This is a genomic window from Paenibacillus sp. RS8 (assembly GCF_041956825.1).
In the GTDB taxonomy this organism is placed as follows: Bacteria; Bacillota; Bacilli; order Paenibacillales; family Paenibacillaceae; genus Paenibacillus_AQ.
In genome coordinates, this window is sequence record NZ_CP168131.1 from 4269676 (window position 1) to 4287057 (window position 17382).

Below are 17382 nucleotides of genomic sequence, written 5' to 3' on the forward strand. Positions count from 1 at the left end.
GAGAATGATTATCAATGAACTTATTGTATATAAAACAAAGAAGCATATCAACAGCTGTTGATATGCTTCTTGAAGTTTTCTATCAGCCGTGTGCTAAACACTCGATCATGGAGGGTTATTTCATATTCAATAGCTGAGGAATCTCGCCGAGCAGCCATTCTCTTGTAGTTGCATCACTGGAGGTCTTCATGATGTCCTGCGTATAGACATATCCGTTCTTGACGGCAGGAAGGCTCTTCCAGATAGGGCTCTTTAATAAATTTTCTGTAGATTGTTTTGCTTCATCCGCAACTGGAGTCAAGATGAATATCCGGTCTCCAGCATATTCTTTAAGCACTTCCATAGATACTTCCTGGAAGCCTTTACCTTCATCGAGTATCTTCTGAATAGCTGGAGTTGCCTTGAAGCCAGTCTCCCCATAGAGTACCTGTGAAAGTCCAGTTGCCGCCATTATAAACAGTCTGTCTCCCGGATAATAAGTGAAGACCGAAGCTGTCTCACCTTCTTGTATACCAGCAGACTTCAATTGTTTCCACATAGCTTCTTCAGCTGTTTTATATTGGGCTAGCCATGCTTCTGCTTCTGTTGTTTTACCAAGAATTCCACCAATGTCCAGCATACGTTCTTGTAATGGGGCAAAGGTATCAAAAATGATTGTAGGTGCGATTTTGGACAGCTGCTCAAAATCAGCTTCGTCTGTGCCCGCATAGATAATTAGGTCAGGTTGAAGCTCTAATGTTTTCTCCAGATTGATAGGGAAGCCTACATCCTCGACACTTTGTAACTGATCTTCAAAGACCTGGCCTTCACCCATGGATAGAGGATACCCTACCGCTTGCACGCCGAGAGCGAGCAAATCGCCATATGTTTCTCCAGAGTAGATTATTCGCTGTGGTTTCACAGGGATTTCTACAGTATGTCCTATGTAATCCGTGTAGGAGCGGGTAGTCGCTGCGGATTCATTCGTACTGCTGTCGGAGGGCTCCGTTGAAGGTGCCGTGCTCGCAGCAGAAGAATTTCCAGTTGCGTTGGTCGTACTATTACCAGAAGATGATTCCTTTGAGTTTCCGCATGCTAGCAGCAATGTACTCATCAAAAAGAGTACGCATAACACTGCGAAGGACTGTCTTGCCTTGTTCATTTTTTATTGCCTCCCTAAAATATATAACGATTACCAACAATGATAATCATTCTCGATTGAATTCATCATAATTTATAGACTCTTTTTACTCAATGGACAAAACATAATTCAGTCATTAGATTTGTACAATCATGCAAAAAGGTGGTTTTTAAAATTTTTTTTGAATTATTTTCAGATGATTGGAAAAATACTCTAAATACCGGGAATGGAGAGAAGGAGGGAGAGCTTGTCTTCATGACAAACATGGAAGGAGAAATCCCTTGAAGCACATAGGATTGTGGTGTTTTTTTGAATCTGATTACTGTTATAGATTAAGTCATTTATGTGATCAAAAAATTCAGGATTGTCCTCATTGATTGTAATCGTTATCATACCGTGGCATGTTATCTGCCGCCCTTGACGTCAGTGGAAAGCCTTTGTTATGGTTTTTATAGTCAAACGCAAGCCGAAATGACAATTTGTAGAATTTATAGACGGTTTTGCGTAAGATATTCTAACCAAACATAATACGAGGGAGATGGTTGATTGTGATCAAAGGCATTATTTTTGATTTTGACGGAACGATTATCGACACGGAGACTGCTTGGTACACCGCTTTTAACGAGGCTTATGCTGAATATGGAGTGAATTTGACGCTTGAACAATACTCCACCTGCATTGGCACAAGCTTAAACAGCTTTAATCCTTATGAGTACTTGATGACTGATCTTAAGCTTGCCATTGATAAAGAGGCTTTCAGTAAGGCTGTTAAACAGAGACATAGCAAACTTATGGAATTGGAAACGATTCGGCCAGGTATACAGCATTATCTGGATTCTGCCAAAAAAGCTGGACTACGCATAGGGCTGGCCTCAAGCTCTTCACTGGAATGGGTGGAGAAATACTTGAATCAATTGGGGATACGCGATTATTTCGAATGTATTCGGACGGCAGATCATGTGGCAAAAGTGAAACCAGATCCAGAGCTATATAACCAAACATTAGCTTGTCTTGGAATCACCCCTAATGAGGCAGTTGCCATTGAGGATTCACCGAATGGTTCTAAGGCAGCGGCAGCAGCTGGTATCCGTTGTATTGTGACTCCTAATGAGATTACCAATTTTCTTGAATTCGATAAACAACATCACAAAATAGATAATCTAAGTCTTCTTGATTTTGACCATGTAATTACTCAGCGTTGCTTCGTATAGAAGAAACTGAGAAACAGAGTTAAAATTAAAGGGGGATATCAAATTGAGAGCCGTACATTTTGGAGCGGGCAATATTGGCAGAGGTTTTATTGGACCTATGTTGTCGGACTCCGGTTACTATGTTTGTTTCGTCGGAAGGAATAAGAGCAAGATTGCGCAGTTGCAAAATCGCGGACAATATCCCGTTACCTTGGCTAACAAGGATCGGGACAGCTTTATCGTTGATAATGTTACTGCGATCAATCTGAATGATACTGAGGACGTTACTAAAGCTATAGCAGAGGCTGAGATAGTAACCACTGCAGTTGGAATATCCGCTTTAAAAGATATTGCTGGTACTATCGCGCAGGGAATCGAACGAAGACTTATCAATCACAGGAACCTCAAACCTCTCCATATCATTGCTTGTGAGAACGGTATTGGAAGCAGTCAAAAGTTAAAGAAATCTGTATATCGGCATATGAAGCAATCCTTCAAGGAGCTTGCGGACCGCAATGTCGCTTTTCCAAATGCGATGGTTGATCGGATCGTGCCTGTGCAGAAAAATACAGATTCGCTTGAAATCCTCGTTGAACCCTTCAGTGAGTGGGTGATTCCGCGCAGTGGAATGATTGGTAATTACAACGAAATTAAAGGTGTCCATTATGTGGATTCGCTGGCACCATACCTCGAACGGAAGCTATATACTGTGAATACAGGCCATTGCAGTGCAGCCTATTTCGGATATCTGGAAGGTTATACTAGCATTCAGGAAGCGATGTCTGATCCCGCAATCAGAGCTCGTGTTCGTGGGGTACTCCAGGAAACAGGGACCTTACTGGTACATTTGTATGGCTTCGAGCCCTTAGAACATGCAAGGTATATAGAAAAGATGATGGAACGATTCACTAACCCCAACTTTAACGATAAAATCACACGTGTCGCCCGATCCCCGCTTCGTAAGCTTTCACCTAATGATCGACTGATAAAACCAGCAATGCTTGCCCATGAACTTGGCTTTGAGACTTCACACCTTGTTTTAGCTATAGCTTCAGCGCTTTATTTTGATTATGAAAAAGATCCAGAAGCCGTAGAGCTTCAAGCAGACATCCGAAATCTTGGACTCAGTGAAGTCATTGCGACGCATTTAAAAATCCCCACGGAGAATCCGCTTCATGGTCGTATTATTTTAGAGTACAACACCATGTGTATAAAATATCCCCATTCGAATGGCCAAACCGTCAATTGCAAAACCCCATACTTTTAATATAAATCAGGCGTGACCTCCGGAATTCAGGCAAGAGTAGTGGCGAAATAATAGGAATAAAGGCCGTCACTGATTGGTTTTTTCCAAACAGGACGGCCTTTTCATGTCGTTACTTTAGAGCAAAGTTAAGGTGAAACGGAAAGCATATGGTCGATTAGCCAGCAGAGTGAACTCTTCGTGGGTTGGTGCACCCCAGCTGTCGTCACCCCCAACTCCCATTTGCTTGTAATTGACTCTCAGTACGGTTTTGTTCGAGACTGGCAATTTATATACGTGATCATGTGCTTCCAGTTCCTCGGGTTTCCAAGGCAGAGCATTAATCTCCATAGGGATTGCACTATCAAAATAAAGTCCTGATCCGTCGTTGCCATCTGAAATCGAAGCAAATCTGACATCTGTCTTATTGCCACACTCTTGCGGTCTGAGATAAGGGATGAACTGATCACTGACTTTACCCGTATAGCGGCCAAGTGGTGCTCCGGTCTGTCTGTCCCAATAATTCTCATGGGGTCCACGGCCGTACCATGAAAGGGTATCGAGTCTTCCATCCAGCACGAACATCATTCCGAACTCAGGAATTTCTGGAAGATCGCTACTACCCGGATTCAGTTCTTGCAGAATCTCTAATGACCCGTCAGGGCGAATCTCATACTGAACAAGGAGAGTGGAATACGGATTCGTTGGCAAAAGGTAAGTGGTGGCGACGAAACATAGATTTCCTTCGGTTCTATAGGTCATGTTTACTAGGTTCCGTTCATTAGAGGCTTGCTTCCACACTGCACAACGCTTTGGCAATCCATTGCCAAGATCATTATCTGTGACCGCTCTCCAGAAGTTAGGTCTTACAGGCTCAAGCAGATATTCTTTACCGGAAGCATAGTATGAGCATAACTCACCAGTTGTCGTATTAAAGGTCAGAGTGAAATTTCCACCCTGTACGGTCAATGCACCTTCAAGTTCCTGCACATGTAACGTTCCATCCGTTGTCTTTGGAGCCTTTATCACGATACGCGGGGATAGAATAAACTGTTCCCAAGCGATTTCGTGGTTAGCATCAGCCCAAGAAGTTTCTGAACGCTGAATAAAGGAGAGATTCAGAATAGCTTCATGATCACCTCTATGTGAAATCAGTTCATAAGGGATAGTGCATTCAACGATTTCTCCTGGTGCAGCAGAGATTTGCAGCAAACCTTCTTGCGCAGTTACTCCGTCTAAAGCAACTTCCCATTTAAGTTCGTACTGTTCAATGTCGGTAAATAAAAAGTTATTACGAATCTGAAAGAGACCTTCACGGATATTTAAAGCCGTTACTTTAATGTTTTGATAGCATTTTTTGACCTCAAATAGCTTTGGAGTAACCGAACGATCGGCAAAAAGTAATCCGTTTCCGCTAAAGTTTCCATCATGTGGCGACTCACCAAAGTCACCGCCATATGCTAAATATGGGACACCTTCGGATGTTTTAGTTCGGATAGCCTGATCCACCCAATCCCAAATAAAAGCACCTTGAAATACATCGTACTTGTCAAACATATCGGTGTATAGGTGTAGTCCACCGCAAGAATTCCCCATTGCATGACTGTATTCGCAGATGATATAAGGCTTCTGAGGATGGCCAAGCGCATATTTTTCAACATCGTACGGTTTAGCATACATAGTCGACTCTATATCACTAGCTGCTTCCGACTCTCTGCAATGGAAGATCCCTTCATAATGAACAGGTCGTGTTGGGTCAGCTTCTCTGAGATAGTCATGCATGGCGATGAAATTATCGCCGCCGTAGGACTCATTCCCCAGTGACCAGATGATAACCGACGGATGGTTCTTGTCTCTTTGCATCATGGAGTTGCAACGGTCAATCACATTGGCCCGCCATTCCGGTTTGCTTGCAGGTACATTTCCCTCATGTATTCCTTGTTGCCCATACTGCCAAGTTCCGTGCGTTTCCAGATTGGTTTCATCGATAACGTAAAGTCCGTATTCATCACAAAGCTCATACCAAACAGACTGATTCGGGTAATGAGAGGTCCGAACCGCATTAATATTATGTGTTTTCATCAGTTTGATATCTCGGATCATGTCATCTTTGGATAGCGCACGTCCTGTGTCACAAGAGAACTCGTGCCGGTTAACGCCTTTTAGTACAATTCTTTTGCCGTTGATCTTCATAAGTCCGTCTTTGATCTCAAAGGTGCGGAATCCGACCTTACAGCTGACGGTTTCAGTAGTGTTTCCGTTGTCGTCAATCATGGAGAGAACTAATGTATACAGATACGGTGTCTCAGCACTCCACTTATATGGATCTTCTACATGCTCAGAAAGCTTCAAATGCTGAATACCCTCTTGATCAAAGGAAGTAACTGCAGATACTGGAGCCTCCCATACGGGCTGATCTTCTTTATTGTATAGCTGCATTTGGAGTGTATAAGGGTTTAGCATCTGATTAAAGTAATTTTCCACTTTGATATCTACGTTTAAATTCGCATGTACGAAATCTTCGTCTAGCACGGTATTTACGAAAAAATCAGCAACATGAACAGAAGGGGCGGTGTACAGATAGACCTCCCGAAAAATACCGCTAAGCCGCCAAAAATCTTGATCCTCCAGCCAACTGGCATCACACCAACGATAGACCTCTACAGCTAGTTTATTATCACCGGCTATTAAATAAGGGGTAATATCGAATTCCGAAGGTGTAAAGGTGTCTTCACAGTAACCGACCCGTTCTCCGTTTACCCATACATAGAAAGCGGATTCAACCCCCTGAAAGCTAAGGTATACAGGTTGACCGTTCCAGGATTCAGGTACAGTAAAGGTTCGTATGTACGAGCCTACTGGATTATATTTTGTCGGAGCAAAAGGTGGCTTGAGATCAGGTTCGGATTCCGCCCAAGGATATCGCACATTCGTATATTGCGGGTAATCATAGCCCTGGAATTGCCAGTGAGAGGGTACAGGAATCGTAGCCCAAGTACTGCAATCGAAATCTGCTTTATAGAAATCTACGATCCGTTGATCCGGTGTTTCGGAAAAGGAGAACTTCCAAATACCATTGAGCGTTTTGTAATATGGCGAGGCTTCTTTATCCCCCGCCAAGGCTTGCGATAAATGGCTATAAGAAATCATGGAAGCATGGGCATCCAATCGATTTAGTTCGAAAATTTCCGGATTATTATTCCATTCTGGATAACCGTTTGCAGGAGGCTGATAAACAAATTTTGCTCGCATGAGTAAAACTCCTTTATAATAGTGATGTTATTATATTCATATTATAAATTGGAGTAATGTTAAGAGATATAAAAGATTTTTCATCAGATATAACAAAATATGAAACGAGTGATTATATGGATAGCAAAATAATCTTTTGCCAAACGGAAGATACGAATATGCTGCCGCTGTATGCTACAACCATTGGATTTTGGGAGCATCAGGCAGAAACCCTACGGCCCACCGGATTTCCAGATTATCAATTGCATCAGATCCATGAGGGAAAAGGTGAGCTTGTCATTCAGGAGAAACGATACATTGTGGGCGAAGGGGATGTCTTCTTTTTATTTCCGAATATTACGCATTCGTATGCGCCAATCAGCAGTAAGTGGAAGCTGTCATGGATTTCATTCAATGGTAGAGAGGCTGGTCAAATGCTGTTGTACGCAGGAATCCGTGAATCAGGACCAGCAAGATTGAAGGAGGATAGGTGGCTAAATCCTTTAAAGGAAATGCTCCACTTGCCAGATAGTAATGAACTGGAAACGAATCTGGAACGATCCAAACAACTTTATGCGCTGCTGCTAGATTTAAAAAGAAACCTAGTCTCTCCTCTAAATGAGGCTCTTGAATTGGAGCGAATTAAACCTGTGCTTCATCATATAGAAAGCAATTTACATAGGACGCTCCCATTAAAGGAGCTTGCGGAGGTAATCGCGGTATCGCAACAGTATTTATGCAGGCTTTTTCAAAAAACAATCCATGATCGACCTGTAACCTATATCAACAAGCAACGTATAAACTTGAGTAAACAACTAATGTTTAATGAACGAAATAAAAAAATGTATGAAATTGCTCAGTTAGTAGGCTTCGAAAATGCCAGCTACTTTTGTCTAGTGTTTAAGCGGTTGACTGGAATGAGTCCAGAGCAATTTAAACAGCTGCATGGTTTGGACTAGAGCCAATAGAGAATGCCTCTAAGCCCTATGATAAACGCTTACTTGTTAGCGTCTAGCACTCCATGATATAGTTTAATTGAGTTCATATGTTGTTTATTTCACGAATTCAATCATTCTTTTGTATAATTAGTATGTTTACCTGAATTCCATACATAGAACCAAATTCACGATCAGATATCCAGTTGAGCATCAGGAAGGAGTCATCAATTTGAATGAGAAGTTAAAAGAGGCTTACGAACGTTTGGACTTGCCTGAAGACATTACCCGCGAGGAACTGAATAAAAAATTTGATTTGCTCTTAAAACGCCGTAAATCAAATTCCTCAGAGTCTGAGGCTGCAGCCTATGAAGAAGAGTTTTTAGCTTTCAAAACAATCCTAGACGGCTTGGATCAAAAGGAAATTCAGGAGGCTGAGGACAAGCGGCTAGAGAAATGGGGAGCCTTTTCCGGCATAGCGCGTAAATCGGAGAATTTCTTTAGGCTATACAAAGTCCATACTTTTGTATCAGTCATCGTGCTGTTGGTATTAATCTTTGGAGGCAATGCACTTTATAATCAATATCAAGCTAAAAAATATGAAGCTTCACTCCCGCCAGTGGATGTAACTATCATGTTCCTAGGAAACTATGAATCCCAAGATCCATCAGGTAAGGATGAAGAGCTTAAACAAGAGATCGTCAATCGTTATCCAGCTTGGAAGCGGGTAAAGACGGAAGTCGTATACCTTCCCTCCACAGGCGGTGAGGGTGGAGGCGCGTTAGACATGACTTATATCCAGCGCGCGATGGCGATGCTGGCGGCGGATCGTCCGGATATTCTTATTTTGGATGATGCTACTTTTGATTGGATTGGGCAGCAACAAGGACTTAAGAATCTGGAGCCGTTCGTAAAATCAGCTGGACTACCTTTAGATGATATTCGTTTGAAACGTATAAAAAATACGGAAAACGGTGAAGAGTGGATCACTGGCGTAGATATTACAGATACGAAGTTTGCTACAGACCTTCCTATTCATTCTCGGAAGATGATCATCGGGGTGTTTGGAGAAGGTGAAGATAAGAACAAATCAACTGATTTTGTCGAGTTCTTAGTAGGGCAAATGACTGCCAAATAAATAAGAGTATTATTGGACCTGTGTTATAAAAGGCTGATGTTGTATGGATTTTCATACAATATCGGCCTTTTTGTTATTCATTCAAAGCATCTGAATTGACGAATGTGAAGTAAACTCATTATAATGATTTATATAGATATGAACTAAGTAATATAAATATAAATTAAATGACTTTGACGAGGAGTGATGAACTAATGAAGACGGACGGAACTCTGACAATACATACACAGCAGCGTGGTGCGGCATTAAGTGATTTATTCGGGATCTTCTTCGAGGATTTAAATCATGCGGCAGATGGTGGCCTTTATGCTGAGCTGGTTCAGAACCGATCTTTTGAATTTGATCCGATTGATCGGGCGGATTATCATGCGTTAATGGCTTGGGAGCCTGTAGGTCGTGGAGGTGGGAAAGCCGTCATCACGGTGGAGGATAGCAATCCCTTGAATGAACGTAATCCACATTATGTAGCCATTGATATTGTGGCTGAAGGTGACGGCGTTGGGCTGATGAATCTTGGATTCAATAGTGGCATTCCTGTAAAAGAAGGCGAGAATTATAAGTTCTCGGTGTATGCTCGCCGGGAAATAAGCTTTGATATGCCTCTTACCATAACCATTGAAAGTATAAATGGCATAATTTATGGTGAAGCGAAAATAGCCGTGAATAACTCCGAATGGACTCGATACGAAGCAGTTATTAAGGCTAATGCTACGGATACTAGCTCACGTCTTGTAATCGTTACCAAAGGGAGCGGCAAGGTATATCTGGACATGGTTTCTCTGTTTCCAGAGAAGACCTTTATGAACAGATCTGGGGGCATGCGTGAAGACATTTCACGATTACTCGCCGACTTAAAGCCTAAATTCATGCGTTTTCCGGGAGGCTGTCTGGTGCATGACGGTTCTTTGAATCCAGATGACAGAGATTCCATGTACAGATGGAAAAATACAATCGGGGATGTGGCACAAAGGCCGGCAAGGCGGAATAACTGGTCCTATAATCAGACGCTTGGGTTAGGTTATTTTGAATATTTTCAGTTCTGTGAGGATATTGGAGCCAAGCCGATTCCCGTTATTCCGGGCGGCTACGATCCACATCATAAACGTATGGTGCCGCTGGACGAATTAACGCCCTGGGTAGAGGATGCACTGGATTTGATCGAATTTGCAAATGGGGATTTATCAACGGAATGGGGAAGTATACGTGCGGAGCTTGGTCACCCGGAACCTTTTGGATTAGAGTATATCGGCATCGGTAATGAAGAGGTAGGCGCACCCTTTTTCGAGCGATATCCTTACTTTCATCAAGCCATTAAAGAGAAATATCCGCAAATCAAGGTCATCAATTCGAGCGGTCCATTCTCAGCAGGTAAGGAATATGATCGGGGCTGGACATCGGCAAAAGAGAATAAGTCTGATTTTGTAGACGAGCACTATTACTGTACACCAGAATGGTTCCTGGCGAATCATCACCGTTATGATGACTTTAAGGCTGATGAACCGAAAGTGTTCTTAGGCGAATATGCTTCATGGGGCAATACGTATTACAACGCGCTGGTGGAAGCGGCTTTTATGACGGGGCTTCAGAATAACGCGCATGCGGTTGGCTTGGCATGTTATGCGCCTATGCTCTGCAATGTGGATTATATCAACTGGAAGCCGGATTTAATCTGGTTTAATAATCATGAGGTGTATGGAACTGCGAACTACTATGTTCAAAAGCTATTCATGAACCATCAAGGAGATCAGCTACTCGAGATAGAAGCGAACGACTTCACAGCACCCGAGGAACGTACAGTTGAAGCGATCACTGGAGCGATTAGCTTGGGCGTGGATGCATCCGCTGCCCGGTTCTCCGAGATCACTTTGGTTAACAATGTTACTGGAGAAGTGAAGTCGTATTCTGATCTGTCAGAAGAGATATCAAATCTCCCGGACCCTGCTCAGAACGGAACGACCAAACGAATATTAGACCTTGGTGAGACGGGGTGGGATAGCTATACCTTGAATATCCAGGCTACTAGAACCGCAGGGAATAAAGGGTTTGTGTTCTATTTTGGCAAAGTGGATGATCAGAATCATTTGTATTGGGAACTAGGCGGCTGGCAGAATCAGGATTCCATAGTGGCATCTATCATTAACGGGAGAAACTCAGTTCTGACGCATTCGATGTTTTCGGTTGAAACAGACGTAGAATACGATCTGAAGCTAGAAGTATCAGGCAGACATATTCGTACTTACATTAACGGAGAGCTAATCAATGAAACAGAGGACAAACCTCCGGTCATCGAACCGCTGTATTATACAGCAAGTGTGGAGGATGCCACAGGGGATATCATTCTTAAGACAGTGAACGTACAAGAGAACAGCGTTTCTGCTGACATTGTATTTGAAGGGCTGGCAACAAAGGACTTGTCCGTCGAGGTGTATGAACTGTCGGGCTACCAGCTTAAGGACGAAAATAACTTCGAGAATAAGGAGCTCGTCTCCCCTAAGCAATCTATTTTCACAACAGTGGGAAGCACCTTTTCTTATGAGTTTCCAAAGCAATCCGTAACGATTTTTAGAATAAAATAAAACTACAAACGCCCCTCTGAATCTTTAGTGTTACATAGATTCAAGGGGCGTTTATGTGCGCTTATCTAGCTGTTCACCCGGAGACGGATCACGTTCCAGGATGCTTTTGCGAGAAGGGCCTTCACATGTCCACCTTCAAATGTAGCATTTCCTTGGCTAGGTATTACGTTATGGGGGTTGGATTTGGTATTTACAGCTTTAATCTCTTCATGTTTCAGTACAATATGCTCAATGATGTTAACGGAATTAAAGCTGCGCAGGTCCATGTCCAGTTCAAGTCCCTCGGATAAATGACGATTTACAGCAAAGACAGTAACTTCATTCTGCTCCTCGTTGTATACACTAATGGCTTCCAAGTATGGCACATCACTAAAATCTTTAGAATCGTATTTAGGGCTGGAGATCAACGGATGAAGCACGGTTCCACGGCCATATAGGGATGCATGCAGATATGGATAATAAGTGGTCTGAAGCCACAGTGGACCGCCGTTTTCAGTCATAATAGGGGCAATAACATTAATAAGCTGAGCGATGCAAGCCATCTTTACACGATCCGCATGTTTTAGTAATGTAATGAGACAGCAGCCCACGACCAGTGCATCTTCTAGTGTGTATATATCTTCAAATTCGGGTGGAGCGATCTGCCAATGTTTTTCGGCACGACTGCTACCTTGCGACTTCCACACATTCCACTCATCCAAGGAAAGATTAATTTTCTTCTTGCTCTTTTTCTTAGCTTGAATATAATCACAGGTAGCAGCTACACTGTTGATGAAGTGATCCATATCCATTGAGCGGGCTAGAAAATTAGGAGTATCATCTTCGTTGTTGTTGTAGTAAGTATGCAGTGAGAGGTAGTCTACGTTCTCATAAGAAAGATCTAGCACGGTAGCTTCCCACTCTGCAAAAGTGTCCATACCGCTGCCGGAACTGCCGCATGCCACAAGCTCTAGGGTTGGATCTACCCAGCGCATCGCCTTCGCTGTTTCGTTCGCTAATCGACCATATTCAGCCGCTGTTTTAGCGCCAATCTGCCAAGGGCCGTCCATTTCATTACCCAGACACCAGGTCTTGAAGGCATGAGGTTCTTTATATCCATGGGAAATTCGCAGGTCACTATAGTAGGAGCCGGAAGGATGGTTGCAATACTCTACTAGGTTTCTAGCTGCGTCAATGCCGCGAGTGCCCAGGTTAACCGCCATCATGACTTCAGAGCCAACGAGTTTAGCCCAATCAGCAAATTCATTAGTGCCCACTTGATTCGTTTCTGTTGTCCACCAAGCTAGTTCTAGGGAATGCTTACGTTCGTTCTTAGGCCCAACACCGTCTTCCCAGTTGTAACCGGATACAAAATTTCCGCCGGGATAACGAATGATAGGAACATTTAGTGCTCGGATAGCTTCAATGGCATCTGCTCGAAAACCATTGAGATCTGCAGTAGGGTGACCTGGATCATAAATACCACCATATACGGCCCTGCCTAAATGCTCGATGAAGGAGCCGTAGATTCGGGTGTCTACTTCTGATAGTTTAAAATCCTTGTCAATAATCATAGTGGATTTAATCGTCATGAATACATATCTCCTTCAAGTAGAATTAATATTATTATTAACTGATAAAACGATTTATGATTACATAGTACTTAGAATAAGATATGATAAGCAATCAAATAATTTAGGATTCGTAAAAATACTAATTCAAAGGCATAGGGGATAACGGAATGCACTTAACTACAGATACTGAATCGCTTCGGGTCTACGAAGCACTAGCAAGTGAAGTCAGGCTAAGGATAATCGAACTACTGGACCGCAAAGAAATGCATATTAAAGAGCTGGCAGCCGAACTCTATCTAAGCAGTGCGATAGTTAGCACCCATGTTGCCAAACTGCAAAAAGCAGGTCTGATTAGCTCTAAAATGAGACGTGTGGATGGAGGGACATATAAGTACTGTTCATTGTCTACCAACTACCTGCAGATTAAATTATCAGGTTCTCGGGGAATCGCTAGAAAGGTTGTTGAGGTTTCGATTCCTGTAGGACAGTATACTGATGTTCAGGCATCACCTACTTGCGGAATTGCAACTACAGACAAGTTAATCGGATATTATGATGATCCACGTTATTTCCTGGACCCAGAGCGAGTGAAAGCTGGTATTTTATGGTTTGCTAAAGGGTATATCGAATATAAGGTTCCTAATTATCTGTTTAAGGATCAGGTCGTGCAGGAGATAGAAATTTCTATGGAGATCGGTTCTGAGGCTCCGCATGTAAATGAGAAATGGCCGTCGGATATTGCTTTTTCTATGAATGGACAGGATTTAGGGAAATGGACAAGTCCAGGAGATTTCGGCCTAACTAGAGGACGATTAACCCCTCCTTGGTGGAATTCAGATGTTAACCAATATGGTTTGCTGAAGGTGCTGCGGATTAATGCAGGTGGAACATTTATAGATGGGCAGCAAATATCAGCGGTGACACTTGATGATGTACTTGTAGAACAGGACCAGTGGACATTTCGTTTAAGTGCAGAGGATAGCGGACGTAGAAGAGGTGGATTAACATTATTCGGGCGTGGATTTGGGAACTATGAGCAAGATATGGTGTTCAGAGTCTATTATGAATAATTCGAAATAGAGAAATAATAAAAATAAAAAAAACATATTGTAATGAAAACGTTTTTATGTTAATTTAAATCTATAAAAACGTTTTTATTCGTAAAGGAAGATTGAATCATTATGGAAAAGGTAACTATTAAAGATGTTGCCAGAGAGGCAGGAGTCTCCATTTCTACGGTCTCTAACGCACTAAATGACGTAGATGTATTAAACCCGGAGACGAAATCACATGTTCTTAAGGTCGCGAAGCAATTAAATTATGTTCCGAATCTAAATGGTAAGCTCCTAAGGAACGGGAAAACTAAAATGCTAGGTTTTTTTACGACGAGTGTATCGGGTCCATACTTCTATAAGCTGGTGGAGTCCATGTCTCGTGAATGTGATCGGTTAGGTTATGGGCTAAATGTATTTGTTACAAAGGATAAACAAGTCATTATGAGCAATATTCTAGGCCGGCGTGTAGATGGTGTCATTATCTACGAAGAGATGAGAATTGATGAAGAAGAAATAGCTGCAATGGTGAAAGATAAGATCAAAGCAGTGTTTCTGGATCGGCCGCTTAAGAATGATACGATGGGAAGCGTGATCTTCGATTCCTTTGAAGCGGGGTACGAAGCAACCAAATATTTAATCAGTCTGGGACATAAGAAAATTGCTTACATATCTGGTGTGGATGAGATGTATGACAGTGTTCAGCGGAAAGAAGGATACTTGGCCGCCTTGCGGCAATATCAGCTTCCAACGAACGAAGAGTATATTATACAAGGATATTTTGAAGAAGAGAGCACCTATAACGCTATCAAGTCTTTAGTTCACTTGAGTCCTGATAAAATACCGGATGCTTTTCTAGCAGGGAATGATTTGAGCGCTATTGGATGTATTCAAGCTTTGAAATCGCATGGATACGAAGTCCCGTTAGAGATAAGCGTTATGGGATTTGATGACATTGATATTGCACAGTATTTCTCACCGCCATTAACTACAGTAAGAAATCAAATTGCCAGACAAGGTATTCTATCCGTTAATCACCTGGTTCGCATGATTCAGAAGAAGGAACAAGGCGAAATGATGAAATTGACAGGCGAATTGATTGTACGTGGTTCTACTCAAGTAAAGATTGATCGGTACTAATGCTTTCAAGAAGGGCAACAAGAGGGTATCCGATCTTTTTTTAAATATAAGAAAGTATAAGTTTGCACCTATACTTTATATCTTATATTTCTCGCTTAAACGCATATCGTCATGATAAAGACGCTCAAGGCGTTTATGCTTGATAATTTTATTGCTTTTAGGAGGTTTTTTTTTCGAAGAAATAAAAACGTTTTTATTGTTTTGGGGATCATGATTTGGAGGGGAGAAGAAAAACGTGGATAAATTAGCCGTAGTGCCAGTGAACGGGAAGAATCCAATGAGTAGTAAGAAACCTATGGGACAGAGGGTCAAAGAATTTGTGATTGATTATAAGAGACAATGGGAAATCCAGTCCATGATCATTCCAGGAATTATTTTTATGATTATTTTTTGTTTCATTCCTATTTACGGATTGACGATTGCTTTTAAGAGTTACACCGTAATTGATACGCTCGATTCTGCACCATGGGTTGGGCTTGATAATTTCAGAATTATATTATCAGACAAATATTTTTGGGATGCTGTAGTAAATACCTTGGGGATCAGCTTTCTGAAATTAGCCATAGGTTTTATTATTCCTATTATTCTATCCGTTATGATTTACGAGTTGAGCGCTGGACGCTTTAAGAAATTAGTACAAACGATCTCTTATTTACCCCACTTTTTGTCATGGATCGTTCTGGGCGGGATGTTGATTGCTTGGTTCTCTTCATCCGGAATGATTAATGAAATCCTGCTCAATTTAGGAATCATTTCGAAACCGGTAAATATTTTACTCGATGCGAACAAGTATTGGTGGATTGCAACGTTATCGGATATTTGGAAAGAGGCGGGTTGGGGAACGATTTTATACCTAGCCATCATGTCGAAAATTGATCCTACCTATTATGAAGCTGCCAAAATAGATGGGGCCAGTCGTATGAGACAAATTTGGAATATTACCCTCCCTAACATGAAGCCGATTATCAGTTTAAACCTTATTCTGACTGTAAGCGGTTTATTAGGATCGAATCTAGATCAAACCTTGGTCTTGATGAATTCTCAGAACCGTGAAAAAGCAGAAGTAATTAATTCTTATGTGTATCGAATGGGTATGACGCAAGGTGACTTCTCTTATGCAACCGCTGTTGGTTTAGGTGTCTCCATCGTATCAGTGATCCTATTGATTAGTGCCAACAAAGTATCTAGCAAATTAAATGATAATCAATCAGTTCTGTAAAAGGAGGCATTTCTGTGAATCGGACGGTAGCTAAAGAAGATCTCGACAGTCGAATCTTTAATACCATAAACATTATCTTGCTCTGTATTTGTACTGTAATTATCGTTGTTCCTTTATGGAATGTGGTCATATCATCCTTAAGTTCAGGGAAGGCGCTCGCGGAAGGCGGATTTATATTTTGGTCTCCTGAGTTCTCCTTAGAAAATTATCGGGCTGTATTTAAAGACGAGACGATTGGTCTAGCATTCCTGGTCTCGATTGCCAAAACGTTCATCGGTGTCATTACCCACGTATTCTTTTGCGCGATGATCGGTTATGGGTTGAGTAAAAAATACATACGTGGCCGCAAGCTGTACGTTGCCATGGGTGTTGTCACCATGTTCTTCTCGGGTGGTATGATCCCAACGTATTTATTGATTAAGTCACTTGGTCTATTGAACAGCTTTTGGGTTTATATTATCCCGGCCTTATTCAGTTATTATGATGTGGTTATTCTAATGAACTTCTTTAGAAACGTTCCGGATTCACTTGAAGAGTCAGCCAAAATCGATGGTGCAGGTGACTGGCGTATTTTCCTAAAGATATTTATCCCTCTTTCTATGCCGGCTATGGCTACTATTGCGTTATTTAACGGGGTTGGGCAATGGAATGACTTTATGACCACCAAATTATACATTACCGATCAAGCACTCTATCCGCTGCAGATGAAGCTCTATGAAATCATCGTTCAGTCTCAAACGCAATCCATGCAAAATGTCGGTGGATCTGCCATTATCGAAACTACGACTAAAGGGGTTCAACTAGCAACAATTGTCATTACAACTTTGCCGATTGTTGTGATGTATCCAATATTACAAAGGTACTTTATTTCAGGAATGATGATGGGGGCGGTTAAAGAATAGAAAGTTAGGAGGTTTTTTTATAGCAAACACTTATGTGCGAAGTGATCCATCGGAAGTGTAGCTAGCACAATTAGATCTACACT

Annotated in this window: 12 protein-coding genes; 9 read left to right on the forward strand and 3 right to left on the reverse strand. The window is 41.9% G+C overall.

Annotated elements, in window-relative coordinates; genetic code table 11:
* Positions 1 to 115: 115 nt before the first annotated feature.
* Positions 116 to 1141, reverse strand: coding sequence for an ABC transporter substrate-binding protein (locus tag ACDZ28_RS20135; RefSeq protein ID WP_375102601.1), 1026 nt, complete (start codon positions 1139 to 1141; stop codon positions 116 to 118).
* Positions 1142 to 1668: 527 nt separating this feature from the next.
* Between ACDZ28_RS20135 and ACDZ28_RS20140 the strand changes: the two genes are divergently transcribed.
* Together ACDZ28_RS20140 and ACDZ28_RS20145 are read left to right on the forward strand one after the other, a co-directional pair.
* Positions 1669 to 2331, forward strand: a complete 663-nt coding sequence (locus ACDZ28_RS20140) for an HAD family hydrolase (protein WP_375102602.1) — start codon at positions 1669 to 1671, stop codon at positions 2329 to 2331.
* A gap of 43 nt (positions 2332 to 2374) precedes the next feature.
* Positions 2375 to 3577 carry a mannitol-1-phosphate 5-dehydrogenase gene (locus ACDZ28_RS20145; protein ID WP_375102603.1) on the forward strand — a complete coding sequence of 401 codons (1203 nt, stop codon included), beginning with the start codon at positions 2375 to 2377 and terminating at the stop codon, positions 3575 to 3577.
* Positions 3578 to 3691: 114 nt separating this feature from the next.
* Here the strand turns inward: ACDZ28_RS20145 and ACDZ28_RS20150 are convergent, their stop codons facing one another.
* The gene (locus ACDZ28_RS20150) at positions 3692 to 6805 is read right to left on the reverse strand and encodes a glycoside hydrolase family 2 TIM barrel-domain containing protein (RefSeq protein WP_375102604.1); all 3114 of its coding nucleotides are present in this window, start codon (positions 6803 to 6805) and stop codon (positions 3692 to 3694) included.
* Positions 6806 to 6921: 116 nt separating this feature from the next.
* On the opposite strand from ACDZ28_RS20150, the gene ACDZ28_RS20155 reads away from it, so the two are divergent.
* The 3 genes from ACDZ28_RS20155 (at position 6922) to ACDZ28_RS20165 (ending at position 11433) form a co-directional block, all read left to right on the forward strand.
* Positions 6922 to 7743, forward strand: coding sequence for an AraC family transcriptional regulator (locus ACDZ28_RS20155; RefSeq protein WP_375102605.1), 822 nt, complete (start codon positions 6922 to 6924; stop codon positions 7741 to 7743).
* A 208-nt stretch (positions 7744 to 7951) separates the two neighbouring features.
* Positions 7952 to 8857 carry a hypothetical protein gene (locus ACDZ28_RS20160; RefSeq protein ID WP_339290421.1) on the forward strand — a complete coding sequence of 302 codons (906 nt, stop codon included), beginning with the start codon at positions 7952 to 7954 and terminating at the stop codon, positions 8855 to 8857.
* Positions 8858 to 9051: 194 nt separating this feature from the next.
* Positions 9052 to 11433 carry an alpha-L-arabinofuranosidase C-terminal domain-containing protein gene (locus ACDZ28_RS20165; RefSeq protein ID WP_375102606.1) on the forward strand — a complete coding sequence of 794 codons (2382 nt, stop codon included), beginning with the start codon at positions 9052 to 9054 and terminating at the stop codon, positions 11431 to 11433.
* A 65-nt stretch (positions 11434 to 11498) separates the two neighbouring features.
* On the opposite strand, the gene ACDZ28_RS20170 is transcribed toward ACDZ28_RS20165, so the two are convergent.
* Positions 11499 to 13004 (reverse strand): alpha-N-arabinofuranosidase, encoded by a 1506-nt coding sequence (locus tag ACDZ28_RS20170; RefSeq protein ID WP_375102607.1) that lies wholly within the window; start codon positions 13002 to 13004, stop codon positions 11499 to 11501.
* 149 nt (positions 13005 to 13153) lie between these two features.
* On the opposite strand from ACDZ28_RS20170, the gene ACDZ28_RS20175 reads away from it, so the two are divergent.
* The 4 genes from ACDZ28_RS20175 to ACDZ28_RS20190 all read left to right on the forward strand — a co-directional run bounded on the left by ACDZ28_RS20175 (position 13154) and on the right by ACDZ28_RS20190 (position 17299).
* Entirely contained in the window at positions 13154 to 14056 is a 903-nt protein-coding gene (locus ACDZ28_RS20175) for an ArsR/SmtB family transcription factor (protein ID WP_375102608.1), read from the forward strand.
* A gap of 111 nt (positions 14057 to 14167) precedes the next feature.
* The gene (locus ACDZ28_RS20180; protein WP_042126523.1) at positions 14168 to 15178 is read left to right on the forward strand and encodes a LacI family DNA-binding transcriptional regulator; all 1011 of its coding nucleotides are present in this window, start codon (positions 14168 to 14170) and stop codon (positions 15176 to 15178) included.
* 277 nt (positions 15179 to 15455) lie between these two features.
* A complete protein-coding gene (locus ACDZ28_RS20185; RefSeq protein ID WP_076117432.1) occupies positions 15456 to 16397 on the forward strand; it encodes a sugar ABC transporter permease in 942 nt (313 codons plus the stop codon).
* Between the two features lie 14 nt (positions 16398 to 16411).
* Positions 16412 to 17299, forward strand: coding sequence for a carbohydrate ABC transporter permease (locus ACDZ28_RS20190; protein ID WP_042126526.1), 888 nt, complete (start codon positions 16412 to 16414; stop codon positions 17297 to 17299).
* Positions 17300 to 17382: the final 83 nt, after the last annotated feature.

What these genes read in the sequence shown, in the direction of transcription:
- ACDZ28_RS20135 (WP_375102601.1), bottom strand. Translation starts at nt 1,141, where the DNA reads ATGAACAAGGCAAGACAGTCCTTCGCAGTGTTATGCGTACTCTTTTTG.
- ACDZ28_RS20150 (WP_375102604.1), bottom strand. Translation starts at nt 6,805, where the DNA reads ATGCGAGCAAAATTTGTTTATCAGCCTCCTGCAAACGGTTATCCAGAA.
- ACDZ28_RS20155 (WP_375102605.1), top strand. Translation starts at nt 6,922, where the DNA reads ATGGATAGCAAAATAATCTTTTGCCAAACGGAAGATACGAATATGCTG.
- ACDZ28_RS20165 (WP_375102606.1), top strand. Translation starts at nt 9,052, where the DNA reads ATGAAGACGGACGGAACTCTGACAATACATACACAGCAGCGTGGTGCG.
- ACDZ28_RS20170 (WP_375102607.1), bottom strand. Translation starts at nt 13,004, where the DNA reads ATGACGATTAAATCCACTATGATTATTGACAAGGATTTTAAACTATCA.
- ACDZ28_RS20175 (WP_375102608.1), top strand. Translation starts at nt 13,154, where the DNA reads ATGCACTTAACTACAGATACTGAATCGCTTCGGGTCTACGAAGCACTA.
- ACDZ28_RS20180 (WP_042126523.1), top strand. Translation starts at nt 14,168, where the DNA reads ATGGAAAAGGTAACTATTAAAGATGTTGCCAGAGAGGCAGGAGTCTCC.
- ACDZ28_RS20185 (WP_076117432.1), top strand. Translation starts at nt 15,456, where the DNA reads ATGAGTAGTAAGAAACCTATGGGACAGAGGGTCAAAGAATTTGTGATT.